This window comes from Pasteuria ramosa (genome assembly GCF_056496785.1).
On record NZ_CP143099.1, the window covers coordinates 595,001 to 607,342 of the forward strand.

Here is a 12,342-nt window from a genome sequence, read left to right on the forward strand (position 1 = left end):
ACAGGTGGGCAAGGAGAGTATCTAAAGGTGAGCGGGAGAACGTTTGTTAAGGAACTCGGCAACATAGCCCCGTAACTTCGGGAGAAGGGGTGCTCCTTTCTATAAAAGGAGAGGAGCCGCAGTGAAGAGGTCCAGGCGACTGTTTACCAAAAACACAGGTCTCTGCAAAGCCGAAAGGCGAAGTATAGGGGCTGACGCCTGCCCGGTGCTGGAAGGTAAAGGGGAAGAGTTGGCGCTCAGAACCGAAGCCCCAGTAAACGGCGGCCGTAACCGTAACGGTCCTAAGGTAGCGAAATTCCTTGTCGGGTAAATTCCGACCTGCACGAAAGGCGTAACGATCTGGACAGTGTCTCAACAAGCGACCCGGTGAAATTGCAATGTCTGTGAAGATGCAGACGACCCGCGGCAAGACGGAAAGACCCCGTGGAGCTTTACTGCAGCTTGGTATTGAGCTGATGGCGTGCATGTACAGGATAGGTGGGAATCAGTGAAACATATGCGCTAGCATGTGTGGAGATAACCGTGGGATACCACCCTTGTACGTTGTTGGTTCTCACTGATATTCCTAGACGGGATACAGGAAAGTGCCAGGTGGGCAGTTTGACTGGGGCGGTCGCCTCCCAAAAGGTAACGGAGGCGTTCAAAGGTTCTCTCAGCGCGGATGGAAATCGTGCTAATGAGTGCAAAGGCATAAGAGAGCCTGACTGCGAGACGTACATGTCAAGCAGGGACGAAAGTCGGACTTAGTGATCCGGTGGTACCGAGTGGAAGGGCCATCGCGCAACGGATAAAAGCTACCCCGGGGATAACAGGCTAATCTCCCCCGAGAGTTCACATCGGCGGGGAGGTTTGGCACCTCGATGTCGGCTCATCGCATCCTGGGGCTGAAGGAGGTCCCAAGGGTTGGGCTGTTCGCCCATTAAAGCGGTACGCGAGCTGGGTTCAGAACGTCGTGAGACAGTTCGGTCCCTATCTGCCGCGGGCGTAGGAGGCTTGCAGGGGTCTGTTCCTAGTACGAGAGGACCGGAATGGGCATGCCAATGGTGTACCTGTTGCTTCGCCAGGAGCACAGCAGGGTAGCTAAGCATGATAGGAGAAGCGCTGAAAGCATCTAAGCGCGAAGCCTGCCCTAAGATTAGGCCTCCCGCCGCAGCAAAGCGGGTAAGACACCTTGGAGAATACGAGGTTGATCGGTCTGATGTGAAAGCGTCGTGAGACGTGAAGCTGACAGATACGAATTGTACGAGGGCTTGACCTGATGCTTGATTTTTACTACACAATGTGTTACAATTACTATGTCTGCTAAGGTTGCAGCTTGGTGATTATAGCGAAGGGGAACCACCCGTTATCCATTCCGAACACGGTCGTTAAGCCCTTCAGCGCCGATGGTACTTGGGGCGCAGGCCCCTGGGAGAGTAGGACATTGCCAGGTAGAGCTTTTAAATATCTAGGATTTGGTTTTATATATTAGCCTCTTTTATGGGGCTTATATGCTAGAACGGAGAGGTGTCCGAGTGGTCGAAGGAGCACGATTGGAAATCGTGTAGGTGGGAGACCGCCTCGAGGGTTCGAATCCCTCTCTCTCCGCCATTTTTTCATTGGATCTTTTGGCTCGATAGCTCAGTCGGTAGAGCAGAGGACTGAAAATCCTTGTGTCGGCGGTTCGATTCCGTCTCGAGCCACCACATTTTGTTTTTCCAGCTGGCGTAGCTCAATTGGTAGAGCACCTGATTTGTAATCAGGGGGTTGTGGGTTCGATTCCTATCGCCAGCATTTAAAAATATAATTTTTTTATTGATTTTGGTCTCTCACAAAGAATTATGGGGGCGTAGTTTAATGGTAGAACGAGGGTCTCCAAAATCCTTAGTGTGGGTTCAATTCCTACCGCCCCTGCTGTCTTTATAAGATAAGGGGTTATATTTGTAAGTCCATTTTTTATTTTTTTATGGCGGCATGGCCAAGTGGTTAAGGCAGCGGTCTGCAAAACCTCGACCCCCGGTTCGATTCCGGGTGCCGCCTTGTTTTTTTTAAAATATATGTGCCCTTAGCTCAGCTGGATAGAGCGTCTGACTACGGATCAGAAGGTCGGGAGTTCGAATCTTCCAGGGCACGCCTTGAAATAATAATTTTTTAATAAGTTTTCGAGGATAAAAAATACGTTTATAAAAATAACGATTTTTTATCCTATTTTTATAATTTTTTAAACCAGCATATTTATTTGCTGGTTTTTTATTTTGTAATTATACCTCCTCCTAAACAAACATTTTCATCATATAAAACTAATGCTTGCCCAATGGTTACGGCCCATTGAGCTTCTTTAAAAGTGATTTTTAGGCGATTGCTTGATATTATCTCAACATCACACGGTGCGGCTGTCTGGCGATACCTGCATTTAGCTGTACAATGAAAGTTTTTTGCTAATGGTGTTCTTACTAACCAATTCATATTTTTAACTTTAACTTCTTTTGTAAATAAAGCAGGATGATTTTTCCCTTCAACAACGTAGATGGTGTTTGATGCAACATCTTTATTAGCTACATACCAAGGACCTTTTTTATTAACTTTACCGCCTATATTTAAGCCTTTTCTCTGGCCTAAAGTTGCTAGGATAATACCGTTGTGTTCACCTAGTAGTATATCGGTGTCTAAGCATCTAATTTCACCCTTAGGTGTTGACAGATGTTTTTGTATAAATTTGGTAAAAGATCTCTTGCCGATAAAACATATTCCTACACTATCTTTTTTATCGGCATTTATTAAACCAATTTCCTTTGCGATCTCTCTTACTTTTGGTTTTGTTAGATGTCCAATTGGGAAAATTGTTTTTTCTAATCTTTCTAATGGGACTAAAGCTAAAAAATATGTTTGATCTTTATTTAAATCAAAACCTTTATGTAATGAACGTCCATATTTTTCATGTTCAATCCATTGGGCATAATGACCAGTAGCAATTGTTTCAGCTGCTAAATTTGCTGTTTCTTCGCGAAAAGCACCAAATTTAATTACTTTGTTACATAAAATATCTGGATTAGGTGTATATCCTTTTTTTAATTCTTGAAGGAATTTACTAAAGACGCCTTCATAGTATTGTTTGGTTAAGTTTATAGGGTAATATGGTATATCTAAATGATAGCAAACTCTTTCGACGTCATAATAATCTGCTTCTGCTGTACATGTTATATTATCGTCTTCCCAATTTTTCATAAATATGCCTATGACATCATATCCAGCTTGTTTTAATAATTTAGCGGATACGGATGAATCTACACCACCTGACATGCCTAACAAAATGCGTGTTTTTTTATGAGACAAAGTATGCTCACTCCTAAAAAAATAATATTTGAAATTAGTTCTTTAAAATGATAATTTGCATAATTATTAAATTAATATTTTTACTTATGCAAAGATTAAATATCTAGGAGGCGTATATTTTTGGGTCGTAGGCGTTTGCACAGGGTTAGAAATAAGAGATTTTGGCATCATAAATTTTTTTTATATCTTATTATGTTGTTTTTTTGTATTTTTGTATATGGTATTTGGCGTATGGAAGAAAATTTACGTCCTATGCTGTTGTTAATTGCCCAATCAAAGGTTAAGAAGATTGCTCAACAGGCTATGTTGGAGGGTATCCGGGAAATACAAGTTAATTTAGGTGATAGTCTTAATGAAATTATACATATTGAAAAAGAAAAAAATGGACGAATTGCTTTTGTCAATATGAATGCAAAATTACAAGCAACGATTTATGAATATATGGTTGAGCGTGTTCAAAATAAATTAATGGGTTTAACAGAACAAGTATTATATATAAAGATAGGTCAAATATTACAGAGCCAAGTTCTTTCAGCTATTGGTCCAAGTATTAAATTACAAATGTGGCCTAAAGGAGCTAGTAAAGTTTCTATTTCGCCTCATATGGAGTCAAAGGGGATAAATATGGTTATGGTTACTTTACAGATAAACGTTCATACAGAAATGGGCGTTGTTGTCCCTTTTACAGAGCAACATTTTCCTGTGTCTTTTTCGTATCCTTTAGCTCAAGTATTGGTTGTTGGGGATGTTCCTTCATCTTATTATTCTTTTAATACCGATAAAACGCAAAAACATATTAAACCAAATATAGATCTTCCTAATGAAGTTTCGAGTAATGAAAATGAATAAGGTTCTTTGATTAATGCTTTAAGCATAAATTTATATAAATATTTTTTTATTATTTTTTATTATTTTTTTTATTAATACTTTTCAGAAAATAATAATAAGATTTATATCATTATTATTTTGCAAATTTATTTTTTATAGGTTCAGTGAAGAATAAAAATTGCATTTTAAGGGAAGACAAAGGGGTGTTTTCGTATTCCTGTATCTATTCGTGTTAATGAACGTGATATATCGTTGTTAGCTAGATTGATGCGCGCTGAGGCTGAGGGAGATGGTGATAGAGGGATGCTGCTGGTGGGAAATGTAGGTGTTAACAGGGTTCGTTCTAATTGCTTAGATTTTAAAAATGTCCGCAGTATCCCTGATATGGTTTTTCAAAAACCAGGTGGTTTTGAATGTGTTACTAAACCTTATTTTTATCAACCAGCTAGAGAGAGAGATCTTAAATTAGCTCGGCGTGTTGTTAATGGTCACACTTTACCACCTGCACAATATTCTCTTTGGTTTTTTAACCCTCGCGAAGATTGTCCTCCAAGCTGGTATGGACAATCTTTGAGTGGGCAGTATAAAAATCATTGTTTTTATGAACCTAAAACAGATGATTGTCCGAATGTTTTTCGCTAAAAATTTTATAGGGGGAGTATTATCTTGTATTATAATCCATATCCATTTTATGTATTCCCACAGGCTATGCCGGCTGGACGTACATCAGACGCACCGTCGGCGGTTGAGAATAAATATTCTGAGGAGTTAATTAAAAAGAGTGTAGGTAAAAGTATTACGGCATATATGACGTATGATTCAAGTGATCAATGGCGTAGTAAAATTTTTTCCGGAACTTTATTAGAATCCGGTCGTGATTATTTTTTAATGCGTGATAAGTCGAGTGGTAAAGACTTAGTATTACTTAGCATTAATTTGAACTATATGTTGATTGACAATGAAGTGAAAAAATAGCCGTTACTAAATTTAGTGAAACACATAAATTATTAAAAGTTATATTATTAATGTGCTATTGTATCCATTTCCATATTTTTATGGAAATGGAGATGTTATTTAATTAACAAATTATTAAATGAATATTTATAGTAGATAATTTTTTATTTATATATAATTAGGAGGTTTTTTTTTTGTACGGGAATTATTACTACGATGGGATCTTTTTTTTCCATTTAGTGATATTGATTGTCAATTTCCAGATTTACATACTTTACAGCAACAAGCACCACCTAAGGAACCGAGATATGCGGAAGAAGTTATAAGTAAAAATATAGGTAAAAAAGTTATAGCTTATATGACATATGATTCAAGTGATAAATGGCGTAGTAAAATCTTTCGAGGTACCTTAGTGGGTAGCGGGCGAGATTATTTATTTATCAGTGCTGATAATTCAGGGGATAAATTATTACTATTTAATATTAATTTAAACTATTTAGTTATACGTGATTAACGTCTTTTAGCATATTTAGCTAAAAGAGGATGTTTTATTTGGAGTTGCTCATGCAAAGAAGTTATTGTTTCTCTAATATCCCATTGAGCTTCCTCTGTTGTTCTTAAGTTTATTAGATGATAAAGCGACCATAAGTTGCAATTGGCGATGATTTTACGATTGTGGGCATTTGTAATACAATAATTGGCTACATAAGGGTTCCATTGATTTATTCTGTCATAAACCATGTCAGAGGCTTCCATTACTTCTTCAAAAAGATCTGTACACTTAGCTGCCACTATGTTTGGTGGTATTGTATAGCCATTATGGATACTTGGAGGTCCTGCATGGAAATTTATTTTTCTATTATGTCTTAGAAGTTGATGCCAGCTAGCTTCGGAGATGTTAAATGAGATTTGATAATTTAGATGTTCTAAGATTTGATCTGGATTATCAAAAGCGGCTAAAGACGATAGCATATTTTCAACGATATTTTCTAATATTTCTTGATTTTGTAAATCAGACCATTTTTTACCTTCTGAAAAAGAGATATTTTTTTCGCGCATGAGAATAAATGAAACAATTTGAGCCAAAACTTCTTTATAGTTAGGTAGCATTGTAAAATTGGCACTTTGCTTTGAAGAACAAATATTTGTATTTATTGATATTTTTTTTAGTTCAGATTTTATTTTTTTTCTGCTATTAGATATGTAATCACTGGCTTTTACATAACGCAAGAGTGTAGGTATAATCAATTTTACTTCTTGTTCAATATTTTTAGCTAAATCTTGACATTCCAGATATTCTGTTGATAAGAGATGAACAAGTGTATTTCTTAAACTTCTGCCATTAGCTGTCATGCCTAAGTTAGTATGAGTTGCTAATGTTAATACATATCTAGCATCTTCTAATGCTTTTATTTTCATTCTTTTTATTTTTGTGTCTGCTTGTTCATTTTCTTTTGGGGGTTCATTTTTGATTAGATAATCTAATATTTTTTTTTGTAATTTTTCATATGTAGAAAAAATTAGATTTTGCAAGCTAATAAATGAATTTAAGAGCACAGGATGATTTTTTAAAGGTGAAGGTAAATAATAGCTTCCTTGTGATAAGCGTTGATATCTTTGGCTATATTCTGTGAAACTGTTAAAAGATGTTGCTAATGCGAGCTCTGCGGAAGCTAGTCTACTTAAACGTTCTATGCCGATATGTGCAACAGCGTGTTCAGCAACACTGCTATGTCCATAATTGAGGACCCATTTTTGGTGAAAAGCTGCTGTTTTATCAGAAATATTTTTTGATATACTATTCATATTGTGACTATTACTAGGTATTTTTTCTAAATTAGACATCTCATTTTTTAATAAATTGTATAAATTTGTACGGAAACTATGAGGGCTTCTGCTGACATAAGCAAAAATGACGGCGATAACTTCTTCGGGTAAATTATATAAAACATATACATCTTTATCGGTATTTGAAACGAAATTACTTATCAACGCTCATAACCTCCTTTGATGTATTTTTAATCTAACTAAACCGCGAAGGTGGACTTTGAAGATGTGTTCTTGGTTTAGGGATAGAGATATAACTTTTTACGATATTTTCTAATGAAGATCGTTCTTCTTGAGTTAAAGACCATTCAAGGGCACCTTTAATAGATGATAATTGATCAGGATGATGGATACCCCATAAAGCAATTGTAACTCCTGGTTCGTCTAAAACATACCTTATAGCTAATTGTGTCAGGGTTTTGTCGTATTTTTTTGCTTGTATTCTTAGAGCTTGACAAGCCTTTTGATAATTCGTTATGTTTGGTTCTTTAAACCAAGGATGATGACGACGAAAATCACGTTCATGCCATTTACCATCATATTTATTATCAGATAATAAGCCGTGTGCTAATGCTCCCCATACAAGTATTTTGAGGCCCATTGTTTGGCTAGTTGTTATCGTTTTTCGTAGGCTTGGATCGAAGATATTAAAACTTAATTCATGATTATCTAAAGTGATATATTTCATTAATTCTTCTAAAACGTTCGGTGGGCTATTGCAAATACCTATTTTATGGATTAAACCTTCTTCTTGTAAGCTTAATAATGTTTTAGCTGTTTGATAAATCGGTGTGCCGTTATCTGGCCAATGCAATTGATATACATCTAAACTTGTTAATCCTAGATTGGTTAAACTAGCTTCAATACTTCTTCGTAGAGTCTCACTAGAAGCATCACAAAAAAATTTATTGGTTTGAGGATCGCGATATAAGCCACCTTTGGTAATAATCACGACTTCTTTACCTAAATCGCTACTTTTTAAAATCTTTCCACATAATTTTTCAGATTTGCCATTGCCATAAAAGGCAGCTGTATTAAATAATCTTATTCCTTGCTCTAAAGATCTTTCTAGAATTTCACAGGCTAGTTTTTCAGACATGTCACCATAAAGGTCTCCGCCCAGAGACATGGTTCCCAGTCCGATACGCGAAATTTTTTTGTCACAGAAATTTATTATATCTGTTTTTTGTTGTGTTTTATGTTGATTGGCGATTTTTATCATCTCCTATATAATTTTTAAAATCTGATTTTTTGAAAAGTTTTTATTTATTAGGTTTTATTATTTTTTTCATTAAATATAAAAAATTATCCTTTTTTAAAGGATTGGGAGTTTTTTTATGATTTTTAATAGATTTATGATTTATTTTTTCGTTTTTTTGTTATTTGGTTTTTCTTCTAATGCTGGGGAAGTTAAAGATTATTATAATGTCAAAGGTATTAAGCGTGATAATTTATACCATAAGTTTGTTATACGCCATGATATGCATCCGGGTGATTTGATTGATAAAGATAAATTTTATTCAAAAAATAAAGATCTTTTATATCAAATATATATCGTCAGTAAAAAACGCGAAAAATACCATAAAATTATTAATTTGTTTAAAAAGACAAATTTGCCTCGTATTGATATTGCCAAGCAAGGAGATGGTTATGTTTTTTATATTCAAGGAAAATCAAAAAATAAGAAATATAAACAACGTTTAACAGCGAAAGGGTATGATATAATTCAACAAATTGGGTATAAAAATTTTTTCCAGAAGTTATATGATCGTGAAGATTTTAAACTTTCTTATTTAATTAGCAGATTAGCTAAATTATCTATGATGTACAAAAACAATTCTTAATTAAGATCAAAAGCTCTATTATGGGGGATATCTTTTCCCATAATGAGCTTTTTTTATGAGATCATTAACATTTGATCGATTGCTTTTTTAGACCAATATTTTTGCTCTTCAGGTACTTTAATAATGTTAATAGGTTTATTATCTAAAATACTATCTAAAGCCCACAATAAATGTTGTCTATCTATGCGATTCATAGTTAAACACTGGCATGTAGTAGAACTTAGTAATTTTATATCTTTATTTTTATTTTGATTAGCCAATCTTTGGACCAAGTTAGCCTCTGTTCCTATAGCCCAACTAGTTCCTTCTTCAGATTGTTCGATTGTTTTTTTGATAAATTCTGTTGAACCAACATAATCAGCATTTCTAGCTACTTCAAAAGAACATTCTGGATGAACGATAATTTTTCTTTCTGGGTCATTTTGGCGCCAGTTTTTAATATGATGACCATTAAATCTTTGATGTACGGAACAATGACCTTCCCACAAGATGATTTTAATATCTTGTGGGTTTGTTTTTAGATCACTTAATTTTCCATCAAGATATGACCATAGAGGCATCTCGTCTAATGGTACACCTAACTCATAAGCGATATTTCTACCTAGATGTTGATCTGGTAAAAAGAGAATCTTTTCTTTTTTATTCCACGCCCATTTTAAAACTGAGGCAGCATTTGAAGATGTGCAGGTCGCGCCGCCTTTTTTGCCCACAAATGCTTTAATTTCGGCACTTGAATTAACATATGTTACAGGGATAATATTTTGATTAAATTGATTAGTTAAACATTCCCATGCTTCTTCTAAATCTTCAATGTTTGCCATATCGGCCATCGTACATCCTGCGCGCATATCGGGCAATAGGACTTTCTGACCAGATTGAGATAGGATATCGGCTGTTTCAGCCATAAAGTAGACACCGCAGAATATAATGAAGGGGGCTTTTGTTTGTTCAGCGCCTTTTTGCGCTAGTAATAGGGAATCGCCACAATAGTCAGCATAAATTATTACATCTTCTCTTTGATAATGATGTCCTAGGATAATTAAATCCTTTCCTAAAGATGCTTTCGCTTTTCTTATTTTTGTATCTAATTCATATTCTGTTAGTTGACGATATGTATCTGGTAGCTGTTTATTACTCGGGTTACTTATGCTAATTTCCACTATACTACCTCCTACATTTCTTTTTCAATATCTAGACCTATATCCATAGCTTTTGCAGAGTGTGTTAACCAGCCCATTGAAACAGCGTTTACGCCTGTAGATGCAATTTCAGCAATATTTTCTAATGTTATTTTTCCAGATGCTTCTAAAAAAACGTCTTTATCTGCTAAAGAAATTGCTTTATGTAGGTCTTTTATGGAAAAATTATCTAATAAAATAAATTCAACATTTGCATTTAATGCTTCCGTTAAAGATAATAAATTTTCAACTTCAACGATAATCGGGGTAAATGGTCCTATGATTTTTCGTAATTTCTGGACAGCATCGCCGATGTTTTTAATAAATGGATAATGATTATCTTTAATCATGACAGCATGTTGTAAATTATATCGGTGATTGTAACCACCACCTACGGAAACAGCATATTTTTCCATACATCGTATACCTGGTGTGGTTTTACGTGTATCGAGTACCTGGCAATTATACTTAGAAATTTTTTGTACAGCTAAATTAGTTTGGGTAGCAATACCTGATAAATGTTGTATAAAATTTAAAGCTACACGTTCTCCTTGTAAAATAGCCTGTGCTTTACCTTTAATGCTTATTAAACATGTATTTTTAGCAACTTTTTGACCGTCTTTTACCATCATTTTTAATATGCAGTCTGGATCTAATTTTTTCATTATATATTCCACAATAGATAAACCGGCGATAATACCTTCAGACCTTGCGACTATGTTGACAGAAAATTCACTATTGTATGGTACCAGGGTTTCAGTTGTAATGTCTATAGAACCAATATCTTCTTTTAAAGCTCTTTTGATTATGTCACACCATTCTAAATTAGTAAGACTCATTGTTTATTATGCACCACCGCGTTATGTTTTTTAGACCATTCTTGTGAATTATGTGGATAATCTTGTCGATAGTGACTGCCTCTGCTTTCTTTACGCTTATAAGCTGCCGATGTGATTAATTTTGCAGTTATCCAAAGATTATCACATGTAAAACACCCTTTAGGCATTTTTTCTTTTAAATCTATCAATTTTTGCAGCGCTTTTTTTAAATTATCACCTGTACGTGTAATTCCAGCATTTTCCCACATTAAACAACCAAGATCATGATGGAATTTTGTAATATGTGTCTTATGAGGTAAAGGTAAAATTTTTGTTTTTGCTATTTTGCCCCATTTATGGATTGATTTGCTGTTACAGATACTTTCAGCAACTTGCTGGGCAAATACAACTCCTTCTAATAATGAATTGCTAGCTAAGCGATTTGCGCCATGTACACCATTACAAGCTACTTCACCGCAGGCATATAAATTAGGCATTGAGCTTTTTCCGTCTAAAGTTACTTCTATACCGCCCATGATAAAATGAGCTGCTGGTGTAATAGGTATGAGTGTATTCCGTGGGTCTATACCAATTTTTTTGCACATAAAATATATATAGGGGAAACGTTGGATAAACCTTTTATGTATCGACCTGGCATCTAAATAGATTTGTCTACCATTTTGCTGGGCGTTATATATTGTTCTTGCTACGATATCTCTAGGGGCTAAATCTTTACAATCATGATTTATTAATAGTCTATCGTTATATTCATCAATTAAAATTGCTCCTTCTCCTCTTACTGCTTCAGAAACTAGTACCATCGGGTTTTTCGTCCCAATTAAGGCTGTTGGGTGAAATTGTATGAATTCCATATCTACCATGCGGATATTATTTTTATAGGCTAATGCAAAGCCATCTCCTGTTGATACTTCGCTATTTGTTGTATAGCGATAAACTTGACCACATCCACCTGTAGCTAAAACAACGCCTTTTCTGGCCCGATAGCTGGTTGTTTTAGATTTTTTATCGATGGCTAAGACACCTTGACAAATGCCATCTTTAACTATTAAATCCAACACAAACATATTTTTGATTAAGGATATATTAGGTCGCTTTTTTAAACAGTCTAACAATTTTTTCATAATCGATGCGCCTGTTGTATCACCATCAGCATGTAGTATGCGAGGCATACTATGGGCACCTTCTAGACCTAAAGACCAATTTCTACCTTCTTTATCAAATACAACACCCCATTTACTTAACTGTGTAATAGCTTCTGGCGCTGTATTAACCAGTTTTTTTACAGATTCACGATTGCATATCTCACCACCTGTTTTTAGGGTATCACTGTAATGTAGTTCAGGAGAATCATGATCACCTATAGCTGCCGCAATACCACCTTGTGCCCGGTAGGAGTTGCTATTTTGTTTATCTCGCTTCGTTAGAATGATGACATTTGCTTTGGGATCGATACTCAAAGCAACAACAATACCTGCTATACCACTGCCCACAATTAGTATATCAGTTTCGTAGTATTGCATTTCTCCATTCCTTTCCTTGATATATAATGGTTCCCAAGTC

11 protein-coding genes, 6 tRNA genes and 2 rRNA genes (1 of these 19 running past the window's edge) are annotated in these 12,342 nt (G+C 35.4%); 13 read left to right on the forward strand and 6 right to left on the reverse strand.

Translation table 11 applies throughout. The features are described from left to right. The 8 genes from VS182_RS02675 to VS182_RS02710 form a co-directional block, all read left to right on the forward strand. Positions 1 to 1,258: ribosomal RNA gene (locus tag VS182_RS02675) — 23S ribosomal RNA — on the forward strand; it begins 1,682 nt to the left of the window's first position. Between the two features lie 56 nt (positions 1,259 to 1,314). Further along, positions 1,315 to 1,432, forward strand: a 5S ribosomal RNA gene (rrf, locus tag VS182_RS02680). A gap of 68 nt (positions 1,433 to 1,500) precedes the next feature. Beyond that, a tRNA-Ser gene (locus tag VS182_RS02685) sits at positions 1,501 to 1,590 on the forward strand. A 19-nt stretch (positions 1,591 to 1,609) separates the two neighbouring features. Further along, positions 1,610 to 1,685, forward strand: a tRNA-Phe gene (locus tag VS182_RS02690). 15 nt (positions 1,686 to 1,700) lie between these two features. Beyond that, a tRNA-Thr gene (locus VS182_RS02695) sits at positions 1,701 to 1,773 on the forward strand. 49 nt (positions 1,774 to 1,822) lie between these two features. Next, positions 1,823 to 1,893 (forward strand) — tRNA-Trp (locus VS182_RS02700). A gap of 54 nt (positions 1,894 to 1,947) precedes the next feature. Continuing rightward, a tRNA-Cys gene (locus tag VS182_RS02705) sits at positions 1,948 to 2,019 on the forward strand. A 19-nt stretch (positions 2,020 to 2,038) separates the two neighbouring features. After that, a tRNA-Arg gene (locus tag VS182_RS02710) sits at positions 2,039 to 2,112 on the forward strand. A 117-nt stretch (positions 2,113 to 2,229) separates the two neighbouring features. Here VS182_RS02710 and mnmA read toward each other — a convergent pair. Next, the gene (gene mnmA / locus VS182_RS02715) at positions 2,230 to 3,279 is read right to left on the reverse strand and encodes a tRNA 2-thiouridine(34) synthase MnmA (RefSeq protein ID WP_479492783.1); all 1,050 of its coding nucleotides are present in this window, start codon (positions 3,277 to 3,279) and stop codon (positions 2,230 to 2,232) included. A gap of 153 nt (positions 3,280 to 3,432) precedes the next feature. Here mnmA and yunB point away from each other — a divergent pair, with 153 nt between their 5' ends. The 4 genes from yunB (at position 3,433) to VS182_RS02735 (ending at position 5,608) form a co-directional block, all read left to right on the forward strand. Further along, positions 3,433 to 4,161, forward strand: coding sequence for a sporulation protein YunB (yunB, locus tag VS182_RS02720; RefSeq protein WP_479488001.1), 729 nt, complete (start codon positions 3,433 to 3,435; stop codon positions 4,159 to 4,161). Positions 4,162 to 4,407: 246 nt separating this feature from the next. Next, positions 4,408 to 4,782: a cell wall hydrolase gene (locus VS182_RS02725; RefSeq protein ID WP_479491751.1), complete on the forward strand. Its 375-nt coding sequence runs from the start codon at positions 4,408 to 4,410 to the stop codon at positions 4,780 to 4,782. Between the two features lie 24 nt (positions 4,783 to 4,806). Beyond that, positions 4,807 to 5,115 (forward strand): spore coat protein GerQ, encoded by a 309-nt coding sequence (locus VS182_RS02730; protein ID WP_479492713.1) that lies wholly within the window; start codon positions 4,807 to 4,809, stop codon positions 5,113 to 5,115. Positions 5,116 to 5,452: 337 nt separating this feature from the next. Further along, the gene (locus VS182_RS02735) at positions 5,453 to 5,608 is read left to right on the forward strand and encodes a spore coat protein GerQ (protein ID WP_479492714.1); all 156 of its coding nucleotides are present in this window, start codon (positions 5,453 to 5,455) and stop codon (positions 5,606 to 5,608) included. Here VS182_RS02735 and VS182_RS02740 read toward each other — a convergent pair. Together VS182_RS02740 and VS182_RS02745 are read right to left on the reverse strand one after the other, a co-directional pair. Beyond that, positions 5,605 to 7,086 (reverse strand): FAD-dependent thymidylate synthase, encoded by a 1,482-nt coding sequence (locus VS182_RS02740; protein ID WP_479484968.1) that lies wholly within the window; start codon positions 7,084 to 7,086, stop codon positions 5,605 to 5,607. The genes VS182_RS02735 and VS182_RS02740 overlap by 4 nt on opposite strands. A gap of 31 nt (positions 7,087 to 7,117) precedes the next feature. Continuing rightward, complete coding sequence (locus VS182_RS02745; protein ID WP_479484969.1) at positions 7,118 to 8,143, reverse strand: aldo/keto reductase; 1,026 nt, start codon at positions 8,141 to 8,143, stop codon at positions 7,118 to 7,120. A 115-nt stretch (positions 8,144 to 8,258) separates the two neighbouring features. Here VS182_RS02745 and VS182_RS02750 point away from each other — a divergent pair, with 115 nt between their 5' ends. Continuing rightward, positions 8,259 to 8,765, forward strand: a complete 507-nt coding sequence (locus VS182_RS02750; RefSeq protein WP_479484970.1) for a hypothetical protein — start codon at positions 8,259 to 8,261, stop codon at positions 8,763 to 8,765. Between the two features lie 53 nt (positions 8,766 to 8,818). Here the strand turns inward: VS182_RS02750 and nadA are convergent, their stop codons facing one another. Genes nadA through nadB form a run of 3 tightly spaced genes read right to left on the reverse strand, consistent with a single transcriptional unit; the run spans position 8,819 to position 12,302 of the window. Continuing rightward, a complete protein-coding gene (gene nadA / locus VS182_RS02755; protein WP_479484971.1) occupies positions 8,819 to 9,925 on the reverse strand; it encodes a quinolinate synthase NadA in 1,107 nt (368 codons plus the stop codon). Between the two features lie 11 nt (positions 9,926 to 9,936). Then, entirely contained in the window at positions 9,937 to 10,782 is an 846-nt protein-coding gene (gene nadC, locus VS182_RS02760; protein WP_479488849.1) for a carboxylating nicotinate-nucleotide diphosphorylase, read from the reverse strand. Continuing rightward, positions 10,779 to 12,302, reverse strand: coding sequence for an L-aspartate oxidase (gene nadB / locus VS182_RS02765; RefSeq protein WP_479484973.1), 1,524 nt, complete (start codon positions 12,300 to 12,302; stop codon positions 10,779 to 10,781). Before nadB ends, nadC begins: the two co-directional genes overlap by 4 nt. Positions 12,303 to 12,342 lie beyond the last annotated feature (40 nt).